Annotated in this window: 15 protein-coding genes and 1 tRNA gene; 8 read left to right on the top strand and 8 right to left on the bottom strand. The window is 67.1% G+C overall.

Annotated elements, in window-relative coordinates:
- Positions 1 to 8: 8 nt before the first annotated feature.
- Positions 9 to 473 (bottom strand): rhodanese-like domain-containing protein, encoded by a 465-nt coding sequence (locus QZM15_RS14270; protein ID WP_059583291.1) that lies wholly within the window; start codon positions 471 to 473, stop codon positions 9 to 11.
- A gap of 404 nt (positions 474 to 877) precedes the next feature.
- Here QZM15_RS14270 and glnA point away from each other — a divergent pair, with 404 nt between their 5' ends.
- The 4 genes from glnA to QZM15_RS14250 all read left to right on the top strand — a co-directional run bounded on the left by glnA (position 878) and on the right by QZM15_RS14250 (position 7,357).
- A complete protein-coding gene (gene glnA / locus QZM15_RS14265) occupies positions 878 to 2,293 on the top strand; it encodes a type I glutamate--ammonia ligase (protein ID WP_059583292.1) in 1,416 nt (471 codons plus the stop codon).
- A 161-nt stretch (positions 2,294 to 2,454) separates the two neighbouring features.
- On the top strand, positions 2,455 to 3,597 hold the full coding sequence (gene glnL / locus QZM15_RS14260; RefSeq protein WP_059583294.1) for a nitrogen regulation protein NR(II): 1,143 nt from the start codon (positions 2,455 to 2,457) through the stop codon (positions 3,595 to 3,597).
- A 36-nt stretch (positions 3,598 to 3,633) separates the two neighbouring features.
- Positions 3,634 to 5,160, top strand: coding sequence for a nitrogen regulation protein NR(I) (gene ntrC / locus QZM15_RS14255; RefSeq protein WP_302106601.1), 1,527 nt, complete (start codon positions 3,634 to 3,636; stop codon positions 5,158 to 5,160).
- An 88-nt stretch (positions 5,161 to 5,248) separates the two neighbouring features.
- Positions 5,249 to 7,357 carry a prolyl oligopeptidase family protein gene (locus QZM15_RS14250; protein WP_302106600.1) on the top strand — a complete coding sequence of 703 codons (2,109 nt, stop codon included), beginning with the start codon at positions 5,249 to 5,251 and terminating at the stop codon, positions 7,355 to 7,357.
- Positions 7,358 to 7,379: 22 nt separating this feature from the next.
- Here the strand turns inward: QZM15_RS14250 and xth are convergent, their stop codons facing one another.
- A complete protein-coding gene (gene xth / locus QZM15_RS14245) occupies positions 7,380 to 8,156 on the bottom strand; it encodes an exodeoxyribonuclease III (RefSeq protein ID WP_226225009.1) in 777 nt (258 codons plus the stop codon).
- A gap of 183 nt (positions 8,157 to 8,339) precedes the next feature.
- Here xth and QZM15_RS14240 point away from each other — a divergent pair.
- Positions 8,340 to 8,416: transfer RNA gene (locus tag QZM15_RS14240), tRNA-Met, on the top strand.
- A gap of 97 nt (positions 8,417 to 8,513) precedes the next feature.
- Here QZM15_RS14240 and QZM15_RS14235 read toward each other — a convergent pair.
- Both QZM15_RS14235 and QZM15_RS14230 read right to left on the bottom strand, forming a co-directional pair.
- A complete protein-coding gene (locus QZM15_RS14235) occupies positions 8,514 to 9,317 on the bottom strand; it encodes a DUF3472 domain-containing protein (protein WP_367033344.1) in 804 nt (267 codons plus the stop codon).
- Positions 9,318 to 9,613: 296 nt separating this feature from the next.
- Positions 9,614 to 10,306: an aspartate/glutamate racemase family protein gene (locus QZM15_RS14230; protein WP_302106598.1), complete on the bottom strand. Its 693-nt coding sequence runs from the start codon at positions 10,304 to 10,306 to the stop codon at positions 9,614 to 9,616.
- 272 nt (positions 10,307 to 10,578) lie between these two features.
- Here QZM15_RS14230 and dinB point away from each other — a divergent pair, with 272 nt between their 5' ends.
- Complete coding sequence (dinB, locus tag QZM15_RS14225) at positions 10,579 to 11,751, top strand: DNA polymerase IV (protein WP_302106597.1); 1,173 nt, start codon at positions 10,579 to 10,581, stop codon at positions 11,749 to 11,751.
- Positions 11,752 to 11,811: 60 nt separating this feature from the next.
- On the opposite strand, the gene QZM15_RS14220 is transcribed toward dinB, so the two are convergent.
- The 4 genes from QZM15_RS14220 to fixL form a co-directional block, all read right to left on the bottom strand.
- On the bottom strand, positions 11,812 to 13,899 hold the full coding sequence (locus QZM15_RS14220) for a M3 family metallopeptidase (RefSeq protein WP_059583305.1): 2,088 nt from the start codon (positions 13,897 to 13,899) through the stop codon (positions 11,812 to 11,814).
- Between the two features lie 293 nt (positions 13,900 to 14,192).
- Positions 14,193 to 15,053, bottom strand: a complete 861-nt coding sequence (folD, locus tag QZM15_RS14215; RefSeq protein ID WP_302106596.1) for a bifunctional methylenetetrahydrofolate dehydrogenase/methenyltetrahydrofolate cyclohydrolase FolD — start codon at positions 15,051 to 15,053, stop codon at positions 14,193 to 14,195.
- 243 nt (positions 15,054 to 15,296) lie between these two features.
- A complete protein-coding gene (gene fixJ / locus QZM15_RS14210; RefSeq protein ID WP_006493245.1) occupies positions 15,297 to 15,935 on the bottom strand; it encodes an oxygen response regulator transcription factor FixJ in 639 nt (212 codons plus the stop codon).
- Positions 15,932 to 18,448 carry an oxygen sensor histidine kinase FixL gene (fixL, locus tag QZM15_RS14205; protein ID WP_059583309.1) on the bottom strand — a complete coding sequence of 839 codons (2,517 nt, stop codon included), beginning with the start codon at positions 18,446 to 18,448 and terminating at the stop codon, positions 15,932 to 15,934. The genes fixJ and fixL overlap by 4 nt, the downstream gene beginning before the upstream one ends.
- Positions 18,449 to 18,721: 273 nt before the next feature.
- On the opposite strand from fixL, the gene aceE reads away from it, so the two are divergent.
- Both aceE and aceF read left to right on the top strand, forming a co-directional pair.
- On the top strand, positions 18,722 to 21,418 hold the full coding sequence (gene aceE, locus QZM15_RS14200; RefSeq protein WP_059583310.1) for a pyruvate dehydrogenase (acetyl-transferring), homodimeric type: 2,697 nt from the start codon (positions 18,722 to 18,724) through the stop codon (positions 21,416 to 21,418).
- A 69-nt stretch (positions 21,419 to 21,487) separates the two neighbouring features.
- Positions 21,488 to 23,140, top strand: coding sequence for a dihydrolipoyllysine-residue acetyltransferase (aceF, locus tag QZM15_RS14195; protein ID WP_302106595.1), 1,653 nt, complete (start codon positions 21,488 to 21,490; stop codon positions 23,138 to 23,140).
- Positions 23,141 to 23,301: the final 161 nt, after the last annotated feature.

Raw genomic sequence — 23,301 nt, 5'->3', positions numbered from 1 at the left:
GCGCGCCGTCAGGCGCCGATCCACGGGAGTTTGCGGAAGCACCAGCCGTCGACCGTCTTGCGGTGGCCTTCGGCGTCCTTGGCGCCCTCGAAGCCTTCCAGCAGGTCGAAGGCCTTCGTGAAACCGGCCTGCGCGGACGCGACCGCGGCGAGCTTCGAGCGCGCGGCGCTGCGGCACAGGAACAGGATGGGCGTATCGGCCGGGAGGGCCGCCTTCAGTTCGTTGACGAATTCGGCGTTCGGCACGCCGCCCGGGTAGCGCGTCCATTCGACGTGCAGGTACTGGCCGTCGCCGACGAGCGGGCGGCCGACCCAGTCGAGCTCGGCGCGCGTGCGCACGTCGACGAGGCGCGCCGACGGGTCGAGCTGCAGCAGTTCGAACGCCTCGACCGGCAGCAGCGCACCGGCGTAGTTGAGCGCGCCTTGTGCGCGGCGTTCGTCGGCCTTCGCGTAAAGCTGGTCGAGCGTACTCATGGGAGGGTCTCCGTATCGGTCAAACGAGCATTCTAGCGCGGCGGCGTCGCGCGGATGCCGGCGTGAGCGGAGGTGCAGGCACGGACCACGCGTTCACCAAAAAAGTGCAAAATGGCGCGAATGCACCAGGATGATTCGGTTGCGCCGCCGTATCCGCACAAGCGCACCATCCCGGTGCGTCCCGGCCAGCGCCACTTCGGCGCAGGGCCCTGCAATCGCGCAGGCGAGCCCCGCCACGGCGCGGGCTGGCGTGATCCGCGTCGGTTTTGCGATGGTTGGCACGGAAGCTGCTATATAGAATTCGGTCGAATCGGGGCGCGCTGCGCCAAAGCAAGACCCCGGTCAGCTCGATAAACGAGGCGGTTTCCCAGTCCGCCGGAATTGTTCAATCAGGAGAAGAGGTTATGAGTAAAACCGTCGCCGACGTCATGCAGCTCGTGAAGGACGAGGACGTCAAGTTTGTCGATTTCCGCTTCACGGATACGCGCGGCAAGGAGCAGCACGTGTCGGTGCCGGTTTCGGCGTTTGACGAAGACAAGTTCGAAAGCGGGCATGCATTCGACGGTTCGTCGATCGCGGGCTGGAAGGGCATCGAGGCGTCGGACATGCTGCTCATGCCGGACCCGAACGCAGCGTTCGTCGACCCGTTCTACGAAGAGTCGACCCTCGTGCTGACCTGCGACGTGGTCGAGCCGGCCGACGGCAAGGGCTACGAGCGCGATCCGCGTTCGCTCGCGAAGCGCGGCGAAGCGTACCTGAAGAGCACGGGCATCGGCGACACGGCCTACTTCGGTCCGGAACCGGAATTCTTCATTTTCGACTCGGTCCAGTGGAACACGGACATGTCGGGCTGCTTCGTGAAGATCAACTCGGAAGAAGCGCCGTGGTCGGCAGGCAAGGAATTCGAAGGCGGCAACACGGGCCACCGTCCGGGCACGAAGGGCGGCTACTTCCCGGTCGCGCCGGTCGACACGTTCCAGGACATGCGTTCGGAAATGTGCCTGCTGCTCGAACAGCTCGGCATCCCGGTCGAAGTGCACCACCACGAAGTGGCGGGCCAGGGCCAGAACGAAATCGGCACGAAGTTCTCGACGCTGGTTCAGCGCGCCGACTGGACGCAATGGTCGAAGTACATCATCCACAACGTCGCGCACTCGTACGGCAAGACGGCGACGTTCATGCCGAAGCCGGTCGTCGGCGACAACGGTTCGGGTATGCACGTTCACCAGTCGATCTGGAAGGACGGCCAGAACCTGTTCGCGGGCAACGGCTACGCCGGCCTGTCGGAACTCGCGCTGTTCTACATCGGCGGCATCATCAAGCACGCTCGCGCGCTGAACGCGATCACGAACCCGACGACGAACTCGTACAAGCGTCTGGTCCCGCACTTCGAGGCACCGGTCAAGCTCGCGTACTCGGCGCGCAACCGTTCGGCATCGATCCGCATTCCGCACGTGTCGAACCCGAAGGGCCGCCGTATCGAAACGCGCTTCCCGGATCCGATGGCGAACCCGTACCTGTGCTTCACGGCGCTGATGATGGCCGGCCTCGACGGGATCCAGAACAAGATCCATCCGGGCGAAGCAGCGGACAAGAACCTGTACGACCTGCCGCCGGAAGAGGATGCAAAGATCCCGACCGTGTGCGCGGGCCTCGATCAGGCACTCGAAGCGCTCGACAAGGATCGCGAGTTCCTGACGCGCGGCGGCGTGTTCACGGACGGCATGATCGACGCGTACCTCGCGCTGAAGGAGCAGGAGCTGGCGAAGTTCCGCATGACGACGCACCCGATCGAGTTCGAGATGTACTACTCGCTCTAATCGGCGATGGCGCTTCGATTCAGCGCCGTCATGCCGGTTCGTTCCCGTCGCGCGGCTTGCGGCGGGAACGGCGGAGTCTGAAAGGGGACGGCGTCCGGCCGTCCCTTTTTTGTTCCGACGATTTTCATTTTCTGGCCCGGTGAGGCGCGACAAGCACGCAGATGGTTCTGAAGAATCTGATCAAGGCGAAAACGGGGCAGCCCGAACGACTGACGGACGACGAGCGGCTCGCGCGCTCGGGTCTGCTGGCGGGGCTCGAAGCACTGCCGACGGTCGTGATCGTGCTCGACCGCAAGACGCTGCGGGTCGCGTTCGCGAACCCGTCCGCGGAGGCGATGCTCGACATCTCGCGGCGGCAGCTCGCGCAGCGGCCGTGGGGCGAGATTTTCCCGAACGCGAACGAGCTCGCGTCGACGATCACCGCGATCGGCCAGGAACGCTTTCACGCGACGCACCTCGATACCGTGCTCGACCGGCCCGGCCGCGAACCGCTGCATGTGCATGCGATCGTCGGCTTCCTCGAGAACGCGCCCGATTTCGTGCTCGTCGAGCTGTTCGAGAACGAACGGCAGTCGCGCACCGACCGCGAAGAGCGCATCCACGACCTGACCGCGGTCAACAAGCAACTGATCCGCAACCTCGCGCACGAGATCAAGAACCCGCTCGGCGGCATTCGCGGCGCAGCCCAGCTGCTCGAATTCGAACTGGGCGAGCGCGAGCGCGGCGAGTTGCGCGAATACACGCAGGTGATCATCAAGGAGTCCGACCGCCTGCAGACGCTCGTCGACCGGTTGCTGGAGCCGCACCGGCATCCGCATATCGTCGGCGACGTGAACATTCATGAAGTGTGCGAACGCGTGCGCGCGGTGATGCTCGCGGAATTCCCGCGCGGGCTCACGATCGAGCGCGACTACGACGTGAGCGTGCCGGACCTGCGCGGCGACAAGGAGCAGTTGATCCAGGCGCTGCTGAACATCGTGCGCAACGCCGCGCAGGCGCTGCGCGAACGAATCGCGCAGGGCGACGCGAAGATCGAGCTGCGCACGCGCATCGCGCGCAAGGTGACGATCGCCAAGCGCCTGTACCGGCTGGCACTGGACTTGCACGTGATCGACAACGGGCCCGGCATTCCGGAAGAGATCCGCGACCGGATCTTCTATCCGCTCGTGTCCGGGCGCGACGACGGCAGCGGCCTCGGCCTCACGCTCGCCCAGACGTTCGTGCAGCAGCACGACGGGATGATCGAGGTCGAAAGCCGGCCCGGCCGTACCGAATTTCAGATTCTGTTGCCGCTCGACCATTGAGCGGCGACATGCGATTCACCCATACCTGACCGACCTATGAAGCCGATCTGGATAGTAGACGACGACCAATCGATCCGCTGGGTGCTTGAGAAGGCACTCGCCCGGGACAGCTTCGCGACGAAGAGCTTCGCGAACGTGCGCGACGCGCTGGCCGCGCTCGACCACGAGACGCCGCAGGTGCTCGTGTCCGACATCCGGATGCCGGGCGGCTCGGGCCTCGAGTTGCTGCAGGCGATGCACGAGCGGCTGCCGGGCCTGCCCGTCATCATCATGACGGCGTTCTCCGATCTCGACAGCGCCGTCGCGGCGTTCCAGGGCGGCGCGTTCGAATACCTCGCGAAGCCGTTCGACGTCGACAAGGCCGTCGAGCTGATCCGCCGCGCGGTGGAAGAAAGTCTGCGCGGCGGCGCGCCGCAGGACGAGCGCGTGGCCGAGGCGCCCGAGATGCTCGGGCAGGCGCCCGCGATGCAGGACATGTTCCGCGCGATCGGCCGGCTGTCGCATTCGGCCGCGACCGTGCTGATCACCGGCGAGTCGGGCACCGGCAAGGAGCTCGTCGCGCGGGCGCTGCACCGTCACAGCCCGCGCGCGAACGGGCCGTTCATCGCGCTGAACACGGCGGCGATTCCGAAGGATCTGCTTGAATCCGAACTGTTCGGCCACGAGCGCGGCGCGTTCACCGGCGCGCAGACGACGCGGCAGGGCCGCTTCGAGCAGGCCGAGAACGGCACGCTGTTCCTCGACGAAATCGGCGACATGCCGTTCGACCTGCAGACGCGCCTGTTGCGCGTGCTGTCGGACGGGCAGTTCTACCGCGTGGGCGGCCACAACCCGCTGCGCGCGAACGTGCGCGTGATCGCCGCGACGCACCAGAATCTCGAGTCGCGCGTGCGGCAGGGGCTGTTCCGCGAGGACCTTTACCACCGGCTCAACGTGATCCGGCTGCGCCTGCCGCCGCTGCGCGAACGCAGCGAGGACATCGCGCTGCTCACGCGCCACTTCCTGCAGAAAAGCGCGCGCGATCTCGGCGTCGAGCCGAAGCGCGTGTCCGACGACGCGCTCGCGTACCTGAGCTCGCTGCCGTTTCCCGGCAACGTGCGGCAGCTCGAGAACCTCGCGAACTGGCTGACCGTGATGGCGCCCGCGCAGACGGTCGAGATCAAGGACCTGCCGCCCGATCTCGTGCCGGCCGGCGCGCCCGCTGCGCCGGCCGCCGCGACGGGCGACGGCACGGAAGCGCTCGGCAGCGGCGGCCATGCCGCGGCCGTGCCTGCCGCGATCGGTGCCGCGCCGGCGGCGTCCGCGCCCGTCGCGAGCGCGGCGAACGGCGGTGCGCCTGCCGGCTACCCGGTGTGGGAGCACGGGTTGCGCACCGAAGTCGCGCGGCTGTTGCGCGAGAACTCGGCCGACGTGATGGACGAACTCGCGCGCCGCTTCGAGGCGGCCGTGATCCGCGAGGCGCTCGACTTCACGCGCGGCCGCAAGGTCGAGGCCGCGGAGCGGCTCGGCATCGGCCGCAACACGATCACGCGCAAGATCCAGGAACTCCATCTGGAGCCCTGAGCTCGATTCACGGCATGCGCGGGCCCGCGCATGCCGCGATCGGACATAATCGCGGTTTGCACGCAGTTTGCCATTCCGCCGACTCTCAATGTCCGATTCCTTCCGCTGGCCCGCCGGGGCCGACCCGTTCCGTTTCCTCGAAGCGCTCGACAGCAAGCGCGCCCGCACGTGGGTCGACGAGCAGAATGCGCGCACGCGCGCCGCGCTGCGCGACGACGATGCCTATCGCGCGCTGACCGCGCGTCTCGCGAAAGCGTATCTGCCGCGCGAACGCCCGGTGATTCCGACCCGCTGGCGCGACTGGGCGTACGACCTGTGGCAGGACGATCTCCACCCGAAGGGGCTGTGGCGCCGCACGCGCTGGGACGACTGGCGTGCCGGCCGTCCCGACTGGGAAACGCTGCTCGATATCGACGCCCTCGGCGCCGAAGAGGGCGAGTCGTGGGTGTTCGAGCAGGAGGCGATCCTGTATCCGGACGGCGATCGCGTGCTGCTGTCGCTGTCGCCGGGCGGCGCCGACGCGGTCGTCGTGCGCGAGTTCGATCTCGTCGAGCGCCGGTTCGTCGACGGCGGCTTCACGATCGACGAGCCGGGCCATCACACGGTCGGCTGGATCGATCGCGACACCGTTTACGTGAGCTGGGATCGCGGCGAAGCGCATGCGACCGCGGCCGGTTATCCGTATGAAGCGCGGCGCTGGGTGCGCGGCACCGCGCTCGCCGACGCGCCGGTCGTGTTCAAGGGCGAGCCGGACGACATCAGCGCGGGTGCGTGGTTCGATCCGATCGACCGCCGCCACGTCGCGTGGCGCAGCGTCGATTTCTTCGATGCGCATGCGTACCGGCTGACCGACGCGGGCGAATGGGCGCGCTACGACGTGCCGACGCACGTCGAGGTCGGGTTCTGGGAAGGCTGGCTCGTGCTGGAGCCGCGCCTCGACTGGGATTGCGACGGCGCGCGCCACGCGGGCGGCTCGCTGCTCGCGATCCGCGAGCAGGCGTTCCTCGCCGGCGCGCGCGACTTCACGACGCTGTTCGCGCCGCAGCCGACGACGTCCGCCTGTACGTGGACGCACACGCGCACGACGCTGATCGCGAGCTGGCTCGACGACGTGCACAACCGCACGATGCTGTGGCAGCCGCGGCAGCGCGACGACGGGTCGTGGACGTGGGATGCGCGGCCGTTCGAATGGCCGGGCGATGCGCAGATCGATGTCGAGCCCGTCGAAGCGACGCTGAACGACGAGGTGTACGTCGACGTCGATACGTATCTCGATCCGCCCGAATGCTGGCTGGCCGATCTGGCCGACCGCGCGGACGATGCGGGCGCGCGCCGCGTGCTGCTCGACCGGCCGCCGGTGCAGTTCGATGCGTCCGGGCTCGTCGTACGCCGCGCGAGCGCGCGTTCGCGGGACGGCACGGTGGTGCCGTACACGCTGATCGGGCCGCGCGATGCGCTCGACCCGACGGAGGGCATGGCGCGGGTCGCGCGGCCGTGCCTGTTGTCGGGCTACGGCGGCTTCGCGATCCCGAACCTGCCGGGTTACAGCGATGCGTTCGGCATCGGCTGGCTCGAACGCGGCGGCGTGATGGCGTTCGCGCACATCCGCGGCGGCGGCGAATTCGGGCCGCGCTGGCACGTCGACGCGCAGCGCGAACACCGGCAGCGTTCGTTCGACGATTTCATCGCGGTCGCCGAGGATCTGGCCGCGACGGGCGTGACGACCGCCGCGCAGCTTGGAATCGAGGGCGGCAGCAACGGCGGGTTGCTGGTCGCCGCGTGCATGATGCAGCGGCCGGAGCTGTTCGGTGCGGTGCTGTGCCGCGTGCCGCTGCTCGACATGCAGCGCTATCCGAAGCTGCACGCGGGCGCCGCGTGGCTCGACGAATACGGCGACCCGGACGATCTGCGCGAGGGCGCGGCGCTGGCCGCGTATTCGCCGTATCACCGCGTGCGCGAAGGTGTCGTGTATCCGCCGTTGTTGCTGACGACGTCGACGCGCGACGACCGCGTGCATCCCGCGCATGCGCGCAAGATGGCCGCGCGCATGCAGGCGCTCGGTCACGAACGGGTGTGGTACTGGGAGAACACCGACGGCGGCCACGGCACTGCGGACGATCTCGAACGCGCGCAAGCCGATGCAGCCGAATTCGGTTTCCTGTGGGCCCATCTCGGGCCGGCGCCCGCGCGGCGCTGATCGCGCGCGGGCGCGTGCGCGATCAGGCGACGATCGCGACGACGGGCGTATGGTCGGACGGCTGTTCCCACGTGCGCGGCGTGCGATCGACTTCGCACGACGCGCAGGTCGCCGCGAGCGCCGGCGACAGCAGGATGTGGTCGATGCGCAGCCCCGCGTTGCGGCGGAACGCCATCATCCGGTAGTCCCACCACGTGAAGGTTTTCTCCGGCTGTTCGAAGCGGCGGAACGCATCGACGAAGCCGAGTTCGATCAACTGCTTGAAGTGCGCGCGCTCCTGCGGCGACACGAGGTTCTGGCCTTCCCATTTCGCGGGATCGTGCACGTCGCGGTCTTCCGGCGCGATGTTGTAGTCGCCGAGCAGCGCGAGCTTCGGATAGCGTTGCAGCTCGGTGCGCAGCCACGCCTGCAGCGCGTCGAGCCATTGCATCTTGTAGACGAACTTGTCGGAGTCGAGCGCCTGGCCGTTCGGGAAGTACGCGGACACGATCCGCACGCCGTCGACCGTCGCGGCGATCACGCGCTGCTGCGTGTCTTCGAAGCCGGGGATGTTGCGCACGACGTCCGATTCGTCGACGGCGAGCGTGTCGCGCACGAGGATCGCGACGCCGTTGTAGGTCTTCTGGCCGGCGAACCAGCTGCGGTAGCCGATCGCCTCGAGATCGGCGCGCGGGAATTTCTCGTCCGGCAGCTTCAGTTCCTGCAGGCACAGTACGTCGGCTCCGCTTTGCGCGAGCCAGTCGAGCACGTGCTGTTTGCGGACGTTGAGCGAGTTGACGTTCCAGGTGGCGATTTTCATGAACGGGAGAGTGCGTGCGGCGTGAATGCGAAGGCCGCCATCTTACCGCGAGCATGGGGTGCGAACGCGCGCGTCATGCGATGCGTGCCTGGGGCCGCGCATCGTCGCCCGGGCAGCGGAAGCAGAAACTGTGACAAAGGTATTGACGTGAGTACTTCCTCACCCTATAATTTATTTCTCTGACGCGGGGTGGAGCAGTCTGGCAGCTCGTCGGGCTCATAACCCGAAGGTCACAGGTTCAAATCCTGTCCCCGCAACCAAGCACACCAGACGATGTGCCGCGCAATTGACCGATGCGCACTTCGTCTACGAAAAACCCGGCTCCATGCCGGGTTTTTTGTTTTCCGCGCCCGCCCGTTATTTTGGTGCGCCCGGGCTTCCCGGCAGGAAGCCGTTTTCGAGCAGATAGGTCGTCGTGTTGACCAGCGTGGCCCGCGCGTTCGGCATGCCCGACAGCACCGCGCACTTGTCCTTGCCCGCATTCAGCCGGATCGACCGCTCGGCCGTCGGGTAGTCGACATCCTTCAGATAGAAATGCGGCAGCGACGTCATGTAGCGGGCATACGGCACGCAGGGTCGCTGCATCGGGTCCTTCGACGCGGCGTTGAACGGAAAGTACTCGTCGAACAGATACGCCGAGTTCGACAGGCCGCCCCAGTCGGCCGGCACGGCAATGCTGCCGGTCGGCGTCGTCGCGCCGGTGGCGACGTCGGTGATGAAGCCGTCGACGGTCGAGCGCCCGTCGCTGCGATTGGCCTGCGTCACGGTCACCTGCAACCGATAGGCGTGGCCGGTTTTCCACGGGTAGGCGATCGAGCACGATGTTCCGGAACCGCCGTCGGCGCCGCCGCGGCAATTCGCCGACAGCGGCGCCGTGCCGGTACCGAACGCGCTGAAGATCACCAGGTTGCTGCCTTGCGTGCGCGGCTGGATGCCGGTGTAGATCGCGTGCCCGCCATGTTGCGACGCCAACTGGTTGGCCCAGTAGTAACTGGCGTTGACGTGGGTCGGCACGACTTCGGGCGTGACGTCCCACGTCATGCGATCGAACCCGTCCTTGGGCGTCGTGGCCGCCGATGCGGTGATGTTGGGGTCGGCGTGCGCGTTGAGCGTGACCGACACGGCGAGTAGCGCGCCGAACGCGGTGCTGAGTTTTTTCATGTTCCGGTTACCTGTTGGTGGAAAAGAGCGCGCGACGAGCAGCGTCGTTTGCAGCGCCGCTGCTCGTGTACCCATTTGCGGTCACTTTATTACCAACAGATAAGCCGTTACGTCGGCGCGCCCGCGTGAAGCGAGCCAGGTGATCCGCGGGCCGTGCGCGCCAGGCCCGTGTGACGGGCGAGAGCACGGAGCCGGGCGCGCGGCGACGCGCCCGCCGGGAGCGTGAATCCTGCCGCACGGAACAATGCGGCGATGCTCTCGGGCGGCGATTGTCGATCCGCGCCGGCGCGCGTCATTCAGCGCGCCGCCCACTCGACGGCCGCCTTTGCGTGCAGCGCGGTCGTATCGAAGACCGGCAGCGGTGAGTCGTCCGCGCCGATCAGCAGCGTGATTTCCGTGCAGCCGAGGATCACGGCTTGCGCGCCGCGCTTCGCCAGTGCGTCGATGATCGACACATACGTCGTGCGCGATTCCGCCGAAATGACGCCGTGGCACAGCTCGTCGTAGATGATCCGGTGCACGTCGTCGCGCCCGCGCTCGTCCGGCACGAGCACGTCGAGCCCGAACTTCTCGCGCAGCCGCGCCGCATAGAACGGCAACTCCATCGTATAGCGCGTGCCGAGCAGCGCGACGCGCTCGACGCCCGCGTCGCGCAGCGCGCTGCCGGTCGGATCGGCGATGTGCAGGAACGGCAGCGTCACCGCGGCTTCGATCGCGTCGTGCACGCGATGCATCGTATTGGTCGTCAGGACCACGAGATCGGCGCCGGCCGCTTCGAGCTGCCGGGCGGCGTCGGCCATCCGTTCGCCGAGCGCGGGCCAGTCGTGCGTGCGCTGCAGCGCTTCGATTTCGGCGAAGTCGACCGTGACCAGCACGCTCTTCGCGTTGTGATGCCCGCCGTGCAATGCCTTCGAGTGCCGGTTGATCATCCGGTAGTACTCGGCCGACGATTCCCAGCTCATGCCGCCGATCAGTCCGATCGTCTTCATCCGTCACCTTTGCGTTTCGTGTATCGCGGCAGACGAGTATAGGTGCCGCCGCCCGTGCCTCGCCGGTACGATCCGCACAAACCGGGCCGGTACGGCGTAGCCGGTGGCGGAGGGCCGGTGGCGGAGGGCTGCTGGCGGAGGGCTGCTGGCGGAGGGCTGCTGGCGGAGGGCCGCTGCCGGATGGCCGGTTGAGGTGACGGGCGAGGGGGCGGCCCCGGACGGTCGGTTCGCGCAGCCGGCCCCGGACGCACGCGGCAGTTGAAACCGGCACTGTGTTTTTGTACAGTATCGGCACCGTGAACCCGACCACCATCCCGCCTGCCGAGCCGCACGCACCGTCCGGCGACGCGCCGCTACGCATGCGCAAGATCATTCATTGCGACTGCGACTGCTTCTACGCGTCGGTCGAGATGCGCGACGACCCGTCGCTGCGCAACCGGCCGCTCGCGGTCGGCGGCCGCCCCGACCAGCGCGGCGTGATCGCGACCTGCAACTACGAGGCGCGGCGCTACGGCGTGCATTCGGCGATGTCGTCGGCGCTGGCGATGCGCAAGTGTCCGGACCTTCTGATCCTGCCGTCCGCGATGGACAAGTATCGCGCGGCGTCGCGACAGATCATGGCGATCTATCGCGACTACACGCCCGACGTCGAGCCGCTGTCGCTCGACGAGGCGTACCTCGACGTCAGCGGGTCGTCGCGTTGCCAGGGCAGTGCGACGCTGATTGCGCGCGAGATCCGCGAACGGGTGCGCGACACGGTCGGCGTGACCGTGTCGGCGGGCGTCGCGCCGAACAAGTTCATCGCGAAGATCGCGTCCGACTGGAACAAGCCCGACGGGCTGTTCGTCGTGCGGCCGCACGAGATCGACGCGTTCGTCGCGGCGCTGCCGGTGCGCAAGCTGCACGGCGTCGGCAAGGTGACGGCCGCGCGGCTCGAGCGGCTCGGCATCCAGACCTGCGCGCAATTGCGCGACTGGCCGCTGATCGACCTGCACCGCGAATTCGGCGCGTTCGGGCGGCGCCTGTACGAACTGTCGCGCGGGATCGACGAACGGCCGGTGCAGGCCGACCAGGAGCGCAAGTCGGTCAGTGTCGAGACGACCTACGTGACCGACCTGACGACGCTCGAGCAATGCGCGGACGAAATTCGCCGCCTCGTCGTGCAGCTCGACGCGCGGATCGAGCGCGCGGGCGCCGCGCGATCGATCCGCAAGCTCTACGTGAAGATCCGCTTCGCCGATTTCCAGCGCACGACGGTCGAGTGCGTGGCCGACGCGACGAATGCCGAGACGGCCGTCACGCTGCTCGCGAAGGGGTTGTTGCGGCGCGCGCAGCCGGTGCGGCTGCTCGGCGTCGGCGTGCGCATCGACGAGGACACGGCCGAGCGCCACGGGCAATTCCTGCTGTTCGACGACGAAACGGGCGACGACACGCCCGCGCCATGAAAAAAGGCACCGCCGAAGCGGTGCCTGTCGATGCAGCCGGACGAACCCGGCAGCGCGCGCTCAGTGCGCGGACGCCGCCATCCCGTTGTGGCGCAGCAGCGCGTCGATCTGCGGCTCGCGGCCGCGGAACGCCTTGAACGATTCCATCGCGGGGCGGCTGCCGCCGACCTCGAGGATTTCGCGGCGATAGCGGGTGCCGGTTGCCGCATCGAGCACGCTGCCGCTGGCGGCGGCGGCTTCCTCGAACGCCGCATACGCATCGGCCGACAGCACCTCGGCCCACTTGTAGCTGTAGTAGCCGGCCGCATAGCCGCCCGCGAAGATATGGCTGAACGTGTTCGGCCAGCGCGAGAACGCCGCCTGCGGGATCACGTGATAGCGCTCGTTGATCTCGCGCGCGAACGCGGTCACGCCGGTGGCGCCGGCCGGGTCGAAATCGACGTGCAGCAGCATGTCGAACATCGAGAACACGATCTGGCGCAGCGTGCCGAGCCCGCTCTGGAAGTTCTTCGCGGCGATCATCTTGTCGAACAGCTCGCGCGGCAGCGCGGCGCCCGTATCGACGTGCGACGACATCGACGACAGCACGTCCCATTCCCAGCAGAAGTTTTCCATGAACTGCGACGGCAGTTCGACCGCATCCCATTCGACGCCGTTGATGCCCGACACGCCGAGCTCGTCGACGCGCGTGAGCATGTGGTGCAGCCCGTGGCCGAATTCATGGAACAGCGTGATGACTTCGTCGTGCGTGAAGCACGCGGGCTTGCCGCCGACCGGCGCGGAGAAGTTGCAGGTCAGGTACGCGACGGGCGTCTGCACGTCGCTGCCGCGCTTCGCGCGCGAACGCGCGTCGTCCATCCACGCGCCGCCGCGCTTGCCTTCGCGGGCGTACAGGTCGAGATAGAACTGCGCGACGAGCGAGCCGTCGCGGTTCTCGACGCGGAAGAAGCGTACGTCCTTGTGCCACACCGGCGCGTCGTCCGGCTTGATCTTCACGCCGAACAGCGTTTCGGTGACGGTGAACAGGCCCTTCAGCGCGGCCGGTTCCGGGAAGTACTGCTTGACCTCGTTTTCCGAGAACGCATAGCGTTGCTGGCGGAGCTTTTCGGCCGCGTACGCGACGTCCCACGGTGCGAGTTCGGCGAGGCCGAGCTCCTTCGCGGCGAACGTGCGCAGCTCGTCCCAGTCCTTCTCCGCGTGCGGGCGGGCGCGCGTCGCGAGATCCTCGAGGAACGCGATCACCTGCTGCGGCGATTCGGCCATCTTCGGCGCGAGCGACACTTCGGCGAAGTTGCGGTAGCCGAGCATCTGCGCCTCTTCGCGGCGCAGCTTCAGCGCGTCGGCGACGATCGCCGTGTTGTCCCATTCGGCCTTGCCGTCGCCGTATTGCGGCCCGAGTTCCGACGCGCGCGTCGCATACGCGCGATAGAGCGTCTCGCGCAGCGCGCGGTTGTTCGCGTACTGCAGCACCGGGAAATACGACGGGAAATGCAGCGTGAATTTCCAGCCTTCCTTGCCGTCCTTCTGCGCGGCTTCGCGGGCGGCCTCGATCGCGTCGCCGGGCAGGCCGGCCAGTTCGGCTTCGTCCTTCGCGAAGTACGCGTACGCGTTGGTCGCGTCGAGCACGTGATCGGAGAACGCCTTCGACAGCGCGGCCTGTTGTTCCTGCAGCTCCGCGAAGCGCGGCTTCTGCTCCTCGGGCAGCTCGGCGCCCGACAGGCGGAAGTCGCGCAGCGCGTTGTCGAGAATCTTCTTGCGCTCGGCGGACAGCGTCGCGTATTCGGCGCTCGCGGCGATCGCCTTGTACTTTTCGTACAGCGCGAGATTCTGGCCGACGCTCGACCAGAACTCGGTCACGCGCGGCAGGTTTTCGCCGTAGGCAGCGCGCAGTTCGGGCGTGTCGGCGACCGCGTTCAGGTGGCCGACGATGCCCCATGCGCGGCCGAGCGGCTCCGTGGCCTGCTCGACCGTCTCGACGACGGCGGCCCAGGTCGCCGGCGTCTCGCTGGCGCTCGCGGCTTCGACCGCACGGTTGGCGGCATCGAGCAGCGTATCGAGCGCGGGCGTCACGTGTTCCGGGCGAATCTCGCCGAAACGGGGCAGGCCGGAGAAGTCGAGGAGCGGATTGGTATGGGCGCTGGCGGACATAAGACTCCCTGTCTGTTGCCGGATGAACCGGGATGAAAAGGGTAACGGCGGCTGGGCGCGAGCGCGCCCGATACCGACATTATTGGGGCGCATCGTGCGCTTTCCAATCGTTAGTTTCTAATGACGCGATTGACGCAGGGTCGGATGCGCAGCGACGGGCGTGGCCGGGAACGGCATTCGGCGGCCGGCGGCCCGACGGTAGGCCGCCGCGGGCCGGGGCGGCGCAGCCGGTGCGAGCGCGGCTGGCGGGACACCGGCGCGCGCAAGCGCGCGCCGGCTGAGCGGGTAGTGCGTCAGGCCGCGGCGGCAGCCGCGCGTTCGGCGGATTCGATCGTGTTGATCAGCAGCATCGTGATGGTCATCGGGCCGACGCCGCCCGGCACCGGCGTGATGTAGCCGGCGACTTCCTTCACGCCCGCGAAATCGACGTCGCCGCACAGCTTGCCCGCGTCGTCACGGTTCATGCCGACGTCGATCACCGTCGCGCCCGGCTTCACCATGTCGGCGGTCAGGATGTTGCGCTTGCCGACCGCGGCGACCACGACGTCGGCCTGGCGCGTATGCGCGGCGAGGTCGCGCGTCTTGCTGTGGCAGATCGTCACGGTCGCGCCGGCGTCGAGCAGCATCATCGCCATCGGCTTGCCGACGATGTTCGAGCGGCCGATCACGACCGCGTTCGCGCCTTGCAGCGCGATGCTGTGCGCTTCGAACATCTTCATCACGCCGTACGGCGTGCACGGGCGGAACAGCGGCTTGCCGGTCATCAGCGCGCCCGCGTTCGCGACGTGAAAACCGTCGACGTCCTTTTCCGGCGCGATCGCCTCGATCACCTTGTGGCTGTCGATGTGCGCGGGCAGCGGCAGCTGGACGAGGATGCCGTGGATCTTCGGATCGCGGTTCAGCTCGTCGATGCGCGCGAGCAGGTCGGCTTCCGACAGCGTGTCCGGGTAGGCATCCTTCTGCGAGAAGAAGCCGTTGTCCTCGCACGCCTTGATCTTGTTGCGCACGTAGACTTCGCTCGCCGGGTTGGCGCCGACGAGGATCACCGCGAGACCGGGCTGGTGGCCGCGTGCGGTCAGCGCGGCGGCGCGTTCGGCGGCCTGGGCGCGCAGGGTCTTCGAAAGGGCGTTGCCGTCGATGAGGAGGGCTGTCATGGTGGTGGGTTCTGCCGGGAAGTTGGGATGCGGGCGTACGGCGCCCGAAAGCGCCGTAGCAAAGCACGTAATTATACCGTTCGCCTGCTGCCGTCCGACAGCGAATCAACGGGAAGCGTCATGGCCGCGGCGCGCGCGCGCCGGGAGAAACGGCGCGCCGCCGCGCGAGTGGGCCGCATCGCGCGGGGCGGCAAGCGCCGGTTGCGGGCCGGGCGGCGCTGCCGCCGCGGCCCGGGAACACGCTCAGGCCTGTTTCTTCGACAGCGCGAGGCGCAGCAGGTCGGCCACCGTGTTGACGTTGAGCTTTTCCATGATGTTCGCGCGGTGCGCCTCGACCGTCTTGATGCTGATGCCGAGATCGTCGGCGATCTGCTTGTTCAGGCGGCCCGCGATGATCCGCTCGAGCACCTGCTGCTCGCGCGCGGTCAGCTTCGACAGGCGTTCGCTCGCGGCACGCTGCTCCTGCACGCTCTTGCTTTCGCTTCGGGCCTTGTCGAGCATCCGCTCGACGAGCTTGCGCAGCTCGGCTTCGTCGAACGGTTTCTCGATAAAGTCCATCGCACCCTTTTTCATCGTCGACACGGCCATCGGCACGTCGCCGTGACCGGTGACGAAGATGATCGGCAGCGCGGCGTTGTCGGCGATCAGGCGTTCCTGCAGCTCGAGGCCGCTCATGCCCGACATCCGCACGTCGAGGATCAGGCACGCGATCTGGCCGGCCTGCTGCGCCGGCTGGTACGCATCGAGGAACTGCTCGGCGCTCGAGAAGCATTGCACGCGATAGCCGTTCGCCTCCAGCAGCCAGCGCAGCGAGTCCCGTACGGCCTCGTCGTCGTCGACGACAAAGACGGTTTCCTGAGTGGTGGTGACAGGGCTATTCATAGTTCTCCCGTAACGGTATGTGATGCCGATGCCTCGCGCCCCCCTTGGCCGAGATCAGCGGGTTCCCCAATGGGCAGGCTGCAGTGGAACGTCGCGCCGGAAATGCGGCCATCCGGCTCGACGTTGTTGACCACCCACAGACGCCCCCGATGCGATTCGATGATCGAACGGCAGATGTTCAGCCCCATGCCCATGCCGTCGGACTTGGTGCTGTAAAACGGTTCGAACAGGCGCTCGGCGGTCGCTTCGTCGACGCCCGGGCCCTGGTCGATCACACGGATGTCGACGAAGCCCGCATCGATGTCGGCGACGACGCGGATCACGCCGTCCACCGACGCCGGCTTCACGTCGGCCATCGCCTCGGCTGCGTTTTTCATCAGGTTCACCAGCACCTGCTCGATCAGCACGGGGTCGACATAAATAATAGGCATTCTTGCGAGGATTTCCGTGACGATCCGGATCCTGCGCTTTCTGGCCTCGATTTCGGCGAGCCCGACCGCGTCGGCGACGATGTCCGCGACCCGCGCCGGCTGGCGCTTCGGCTCGCTGCGCTTCACGAATTCGCGGATCCGCTTGACGATCATGCCCGCGCGCAGCGCCTGCTGCGCGGTCTTTTCCAGCGCGGGCTGCAGCGTCTCGGGCGTGCCGCGGCCGCTCTTCACGAGCGCGAGCGTGCCCGAGCAGTAGTTGTTGATCGCGGCGAGCGGCTGATTCAATTCGTGAGCAATCGACGACGCCATTTCACCCATCGTCATCAATCGGCTCGTGAACTGCAGCTTTTCTTCCTGCTGGTGCGCGAGCTCCTGCGCCTTCTTGCGGGTCGTGATGTCGGTCGCGATCTGCATCTGCGCGAGGTGGCCGTCCACCCACTGGATGTACTGGCGGCGCACCTCGAACCACTTCTGGATGCTCTCGACGTACACCTCCTGCGCGTCGGCGGTGCTGCTCGTCAGCGCGGCGGCCGGCAGGCCCGCGAACGCGTCGACCATGTCGATCGAGTCGGACGACGCCTGCGCGCGGTCGAAGCCGCCGCCCGACAGCTCCAGATGGCCGTCCGGGCGAATGCCGAACAGGTGGCGGTAGTAGCGGTTCGCGAACAGCAGCTCGGCTTCGTCGGCGGCGAGCACCGACACCGCGGCGTCGAGGCTTTCGAGCACCGTCGTGAAGCGCTCGTGCGCGGCGGCGAGTTCCTCCCGCGCGCGCTTCGGCTCGGTGATGTCGGTCATCGACGACATCCAGCCGGTCTGGCGGCCCGAGCTGTCGATCAGCGGCGATACGTACAGGCGCGCATGGAACAGCGTGCCGTTCTTGCGCCGCACGCGCAGCTCGAAGCCCGAGCTCGGCGCCTTGCCGCGCAGCGTCATGTCGAGCTGGCGCTGCATTTCCGGGTACGCGTCGCGCGGCCAGTACGGGAACGGCGCGACCTTGCCGACGAGATCGGTTTCGTCCCAGCCCGTCATCCGGCAGAACGCGGGGTTCACGTGCGTGATGCGGCCGTGCATGTCGAGCACGCGCATGCCGATCAGCACCGAGTTTTCCATCGCGCGGCGGAAGAACGCCTCCGCGTACAGCGCCTGCTGCGCCTCGAAGCGCTGGCGCGTGTGCTTCCACAGGCTCCAGAGGCTCCACAGCACGAAGCACGACAGGCCGGCGACGAGCCACACGAGCGTGTTGTTGGTCAGGTTCGTGAGCTGCGGGAACGCATACACGCGCACCGTCAGCCCCTGGCCGGGCGGGTCGAGCGGCAGGTCGTAGTGCGAGTCGCGCGGCAGGCGCGGGCGCGTCGACGTGGACGACAGCTCGCGGTTGTTCGAATCGGTGATCGAGATCTTGTACTTCGACGACAATTCCTGCGGGATGTCGTGCTTCAGGATCCCTTCGACCGAGAACACCGCGGCGATCGCGCCGAGATATTCGCGGTCGCCGCGCATCACGGGCGTCTGCAACGTGATGAAGCCGTTGCCGAAGTCGTCGTAGATCAGCGGCGAATAGGCCTGGCGGCGCGTGCTGCGCGCCTCGTCGTACGCGCCGCGCACGGCCTCCTGCATCTGCGCGTCGCCGGGCTTCGCGAGCCGCTGGCCGAGCAGCGGCGGATGCACGGTCGGCCAGCGCTGCACGCCGGGCGCGGTGTACCAGTTCAGGTAGAGGATTTCCGGATGCGTCTGCATGACGTCCGCGACGGCCATCTGGAATGCGTTCTGGTCGAGCCGGCCGGATGCGAGGTCGCGCGACAGCGCCTGCAACTGTTCCTGCGCGCCCGTCATCGACAGGCGGATCTGCTGCTGGGCCCACGCGACGTTGCGAAAGAGGGTGTCTTCCTGCTGCTGCTGTTCGCGCCGGTTGAGGCTCCACAGGATGAGGCTCATCACGACGAGGAACACCAGGATCGACAGCAGCGGCGTCAGCAGATAGGAGTTGGACCACCACGGTCCGTGGTGCCAACGGGACGGCTGCGACTCCGCCGGCGGGCCCGGCGGTCGCGCCGAGCGTGCGAAAAGCCGATCGGTCAACATGGCAGGATTGTAGCGCAGCGCAATACATGGAAAACCGCTACCGGATATGTTGAACGGAAACGGTTTTGTTCCGACGAGACGGCCCGGGGAGCCCCGAAACAAGGGTGCAGCGCAGCAATATTCCGCATGGCGAGAAAAGATCTCACAATTCGAAAATTTTGTTGCGCAGGCCCGTCCACGCTCATTACAATCCGTCGGAGCTTGCCCGCAGCCGGTCGCGTCGCGTCGTCTGCACGAGAGCGATCCTCACATTCCAGGACCCAGGAGACGAGAATGTCCGCTGTACCGAACGAAGTGATGAAATATGTCGCCGCCGAACGTGACGACGACCCGCAAGAAACCGTCGAGTGGCTCGAGTCGCTCGATGGCGTGATCTCCTCCGTGGGCACTGGCCGCGCGCACTACCTGATCGAAAAGCAGATCGAATTCGCCCGCATGCACGGCGAACACCTGCCGTTCTCCGCCAATACCCCGTATATCAACACGATTCCGGTCGAAGCCCAGGCGAAGATTCCGGGCGACCAGGACATCGAGCACCGCATCCGTTCGTACACGCGCTGGAACGCGCTGGCGATGGTGCTGCGTGCAGGCAAGGACACGAACGTCGGCGGCCACATCGCATCGTTCGCATCGGCCGCGACGCTCTACGACGTCGGCTACAACCACTTCTGGCACGCGGCGTCCGACCAGCACGGCGGCGATCTCGTGTTCGTGCAGGGCCACTCGTCGCCGGGCGTGTACTCGCGCGCGTTCCTGCTCGGCCGCCTGTCGGAAGAGCAGCTCGACAACTTCCGCCAGGAAGTCGACGGCAAGGGCATCTCGTCGTACCCGCACCCGTGGCTGATGCCGGATTTCTGGCAGTTCCCGACCGTGTCGATGGGCCTCGGCCCGATCATGGCGATCTACCAGGCACGCTTCATGAAGTACCTCGAGTCGCGCGGCATCGCGAAGACGGAAGGCCGCAAGGTGTGGGCGTTCCTCGGCGACGGCGAGACGGACGAGCCGGAATCGCTCGGCGCGATCGGCATGGCGAGCCGCGAGAAGCTCGACAACCTCGTGTTCGTGATCAACTGCAACCTGCAGCGTCTCGACGGCCCGGTGCGCGGCAACGGCAAGATCATCCAGGAACTGGAATCGGAATTCCGCGGCGCCGGCTGGAACGTGATCAAGGTCATCTGGGGCAGCCGCTGGGATGCGCTGTTCGCGCGCGACAAGTCGGGCGCGCTGATGCGCCGCATGATGGAGTGCGTCGACGGCGAATACCAGACGTACAAGTCGGAGTCGGGCGCGTACGTTCGCGAGCACTTCTTCAACACGCCTGAACTGAAGGCGCTCGTCGCCGACTGGTCGGACGACGACATCTGGGCGCTGAACCGCGGCGGCCACGATCCGCACAAGATCTACGCGGCGTTCCACGAAGCCACGAACACGAAGGGCGCGCCGACCGTCATCCTCGCGAAGACCATCAAGGGCTACGGGATGGGCGAGTCGGGCCAGGCGATGAACATCACGCACCAGCAGAAGAAGCTGCCGGTCGAGCAACTGAAGAAGTTCCGCGACCAGTTCCGCCTGCCGATCACCGACGAGCAGATCGCCGACGTGCCGTACCTGAAGTTCGAGGAAGGCTCGAAGGAACTCGAATACATGCGCCAGAAGCGCATGGACCTCGGCGGCTACCTGCCGCACCGCCGCGAGAAGGCGACGTCGCTGCCGGTGCCGGCGCTCGACGCGTTCGAGCCGCTCCTGAAGGGCACGGGCGAAGGCCGCGAGATCTCGACGACGATGGCGTTCGTGCGGATCCTGAACATCCTGCTGAAGGACAAGGCGCTCGGCAAGCGCGTCGTGCCGATCGTTCCGGACGAATCGCGTACGTTCGGCATGGAAGGCCTGTTCCGCCAGATCGGTATCTGGAACCAGGAAGGCCAGAAGTACGTGCCGGAAGATTCCGACCAGCTGATGTTCTACAAGGAATCGCAGACCGGCCAGATCCTGCAGGAAGGCATCAACGAAGCGGGCGGCATGTGCGACTGGATCGCGGCGGCGACGTCGTATTCGACGCACGGCGAGATCATGGTGCCGTTCTACATCTTCTACTCGATGTTCGGCTTCCAGCGGATCGGCGACCTCGCCTGGGCCGCGGGCGACATGCGCTCGCGCGGCTTCCTGCTCGGCGGCACCGCGGGCCGCACGACGCTGAACGGCGAAGGCCTGCAGCACGAAGACGGCCACTCGCTGCTGTGGGCGGCATCGGTGCCGAACTGCGTGAGCTACGATCCGACGTTCGGCTACGAACTCGCGGTGATCATCCAGGACGGCCTGCGCCGCATGGTGCAGGACCAGGAAGACGTGTACTACTACATCACGGTGATGAACGAGAACTACGAGCACCCGGCGATTCCGCAGGGCGAGCACGTGGCGGCCGACATCATCAAGGGCATGTACGCGTTCAGGAAGGCCGACGCCGACAAGAAGGCGCCGCGCGTCCAGCTGCTCGGCGCGGGCACGATCTTCAACGAAGTGATCGCCGCCGCCGACCTGCTGAAGAACGACTGGGGTGTCGCCGCCGACCTGTGGAGCGTGCCGAGCTTCACCGAGCTCGCGCGCGAAGGCCACGACGTCGAGCGCTGGAACCTGCTCCATCCGACCGAGGAGCGTCGCCTGTCGCATGTGCAGAAGTGCCTGAAGGACACGCAGGGCCCGGTCATCGCGTCGACCGACTACGTCCGTGCGCTGGTCGACCAGATCCGCGGCCAGATCGACCGCCGCTTCGTCGTGCTGGGCACCGACGGTTTCGGTCGTTCGGACACCCGCGAGAAGCTGCGTCACTTCTTCGAGGTCGACCGTCACTGGGTCACCGTCGCCGCGCTCAACGCGCTGGCCGACGAAGGCACGATCGAGCGCAAGGTGGTCGCGGACGCGATCGCCAAGTACAACCTCGATCCGTCCAAGCCCAACCCGATGACCGTTTAAACGCACACGCCGTGTAATGCCGCGCGCCGCTCCCGCGAGGAGCGCGCGCGGCCATGGAGACAGAAACAGATGAGTCAAGCGATCGAAGTGAAGGTGCCGGATATCGGCGATTACAAGGACGTGCCGGTCATCGAGATCGGCGTGAAGGTCGGCGATACGGTCGAGCCCGAGCAGTCGCTCGTCACGCTCGAGTCCGACAAGGCGACGATGGACGTGCCGAGCCCGGTCGGCGGCGTCGTGAAGGAAATCAAGGTCAAGGTCGGCGATTCCGTGTCGGAAGGTTCGCTGATCGTGCTGCTCGAAGGCGGCGCAGGCGCCCAGGCGAACGGCGCGGCCGCGCCGGCCGCGGCTCCGGCTCCGGCAGCAGCGCCGGCACCGGCCGCCGCGGCGCCCGCCGCCGCCCCGGCAGCCTCCGGCGGTACGCTCGAGGTGAAGGTGCCCGACATCGGCGACTACAAGGACGTTCCGGTGATCGAGATCGGCGTGAAGGTCGGCGACACGGTCGAGAAGGAACAGTCGCTCGTCACGCTCGAATCGGACAAGGCGACGATGGACGTGCCGAGCCCGGCCGCCGGCGTCGTGAAGGACATCAAGGTGAAGGTGGGCGATTCGGTGTCGGAAGGCACGCTGATCGTGCTGCTCGAAACCGCGGGTGCACCGGCTGCCGCCGCGCCGCAGGCCAGCGCGCCGGCTCCGGCTGCTCCGGCGCCCGCACCTGCTGCCGCACCGGCGCCCGCGCAGGCCGCGCCCGCACCGGCTGCTGCCGCGCCGGCCGCTGCGCCGTCGGGTGAATACCGCGCGAGCCACGCGTCGCCGTCCGTGCGCAAGTTCGCACGCGAACTCGGCGTCGAAGTCGCGCGCGTGCAGGGTAGCGGTCCGAAGGGCCGCATCACGAAGGAAGACATCACGGGCTTCGTGAAGGGCGTGATGACGGGCCAGCGCGCGGCCCCGGCCCCGGCCGCGGCAGCCGCGCCGGCAGGCGGCGGCGAGCTGAACCTGCTGCCGTGGCCGAAGGTCGACTTCTCGAAGTTCGGCCCGTTCGAGGCGAAGCCGCTGTCGCGCATCAAGAAGATCTCGGGCGCGAACCTGCATCGCAACTGGGTGATGATCCCGCACGTCACGAACAACGACGAAGCGGACATCACCGAGCTCGAAGCGCTGCGCGTCCAGTTGAACAAGGAGCACGAGAAGGCGGGCGTGAAGTTCACGATGCTCGCGTTCGTGATCAAGGCAGTCGTCGCCGCGCTGAAGAAGTTCCCGACCTTCAACGCGAGCCTCGACGGCGACAACCTGGTGTTCAAGCAGTACTACCACATCGGGTTTGCAGCCGACACGCCGAACGGTCTCGTCGTGCCGGTGATCCGCGATGCGGACAAGAAGGGGCTCGTCGATATCGCGAAGGAAATGGCCGAGCTGTCGAAGGCCGCGCGCGACGGCAAGCTGAAGCCGGACCAGATGCAGGGCGGCTGCTTCTCGATCTCGTCGCTCGGCGGCATCGGCGGGACGAACTTCACGCCGATCATCAATGCGCCGGAAGTCGCCATCCTCGGGTTGTCGCGCGGCCAGATGAAGCCGGTGTGGGACGGCAAGCAGTTCGTGCCGCGGCTCACGCTGCCGCTGTCGCTGTCGTATGACCATCGCGTGATCGATGGCGCCGAGGCCGCGCGGTTCAATGCGTATCTCGGGGCGTTGCTCGCCGATTTCCGTCGCATCATTCTTTGATGAGCGGGGAGGGGGCTCGCGAGGGCGTGGGTTTGTTTTTGGTGCTCCACGCCCTTTCGTTGAACCTGTTTTGCCAACGGTCTGCTAGCGTCGCCCCTGCGCGGGGCGGCGGTCACTTTTCTTTGTCTTCCAAAGAAAAGTAACCAAAAGAAAGGCGCGTC

The sequence above is a fragment of the Burkholderia sp. AU44665 genome, assembly GCF_030504405.1.
Lineage (GTDB): Bacteria > Pseudomonadota > Gammaproteobacteria > Burkholderiales > Burkholderiaceae > Burkholderia > Burkholderia semiarida.
The sequence above is the reverse complement of the archived record's forward strand: the minus strand, read 5'-3'. Positions and strand labels throughout refer to the sequence as shown.

Bases quoted from the DNA above. Each gene is read 5' to 3' on its own strand.
- QZM15_RS14220 (WP_059583305.1), bottom strand. From the start codon at position 13,899: ATGTCCGCCAGCGCCCATACCAATCCGCTCCTCGACTTCTCCGGCCTG.
- fixL (WP_059583309.1), bottom strand. From the start codon at position 18,448: ATGTTGACCGATCGGCTTTTCGCACGCTCGGCGCGACCGCCGGGCCCG.
- QZM15_RS14230 (WP_302106598.1), bottom strand. From the start codon at position 10,306: ATGAAGACGATCGGACTGATCGGCGGCATGAGCTGGGAATCGTCGGCC.
- glnA (WP_059583292.1), top strand. From the start codon at position 878: ATGAGTAAAACCGTCGCCGACGTCATGCAGCTCGTGAAGGACGAGGAC.
- QZM15_RS14250 (WP_302106600.1), top strand. From the start codon at position 5,249: ATGTCCGATTCCTTCCGCTGGCCCGCCGGGGCCGACCCGTTCCGTTTC.
- folD (WP_302106596.1), bottom strand. From the start codon at position 15,053: ATGACAGCCCTCCTCATCGACGGCAACGCCCTTTCGAAGACCCTGCGC.
- QZM15_RS14235 (WP_367033344.1), bottom strand. From the start codon at position 9,317: ATGAAAAAACTCAGCACCGCGTTCGGCGCGCTACTCGCCGTGTCGGTC.
- ntrC (WP_302106601.1), top strand. From the start codon at position 3,634: ATGAAGCCGATCTGGATAGTAGACGACGACCAATCGATCCGCTGGGTG.
- aceF (WP_302106595.1), top strand. From the start codon at position 21,488: ATGAGTCAAGCGATCGAAGTGAAGGTGCCGGATATCGGCGATTACAAG.
- xth (WP_226225009.1), bottom strand. From the start codon at position 8,156: ATGAAAATCGCCACCTGGAACGTCAACTCGCTCAACGTCCGCAAACAG.
- glnL (WP_059583294.1), top strand. From the start codon at position 2,455: ATGGTTCTGAAGAATCTGATCAAGGCGAAAACGGGGCAGCCCGAACGA.
- fixJ (WP_006493245.1), bottom strand. From the start codon at position 15,935: ATGAATAGCCCTGTCACCACCACTCAGGAAACCGTCTTTGTCGTCGAC.
- aceE (WP_059583310.1), top strand. From the start codon at position 18,722: ATGTCCGCTGTACCGAACGAAGTGATGAAATATGTCGCCGCCGAACGT.
- QZM15_RS14270 (WP_059583291.1), bottom strand. From the start codon at position 473: ATGAGTACGCTCGACCAGCTTTACGCGAAGGCCGACGAACGCCGCGCA.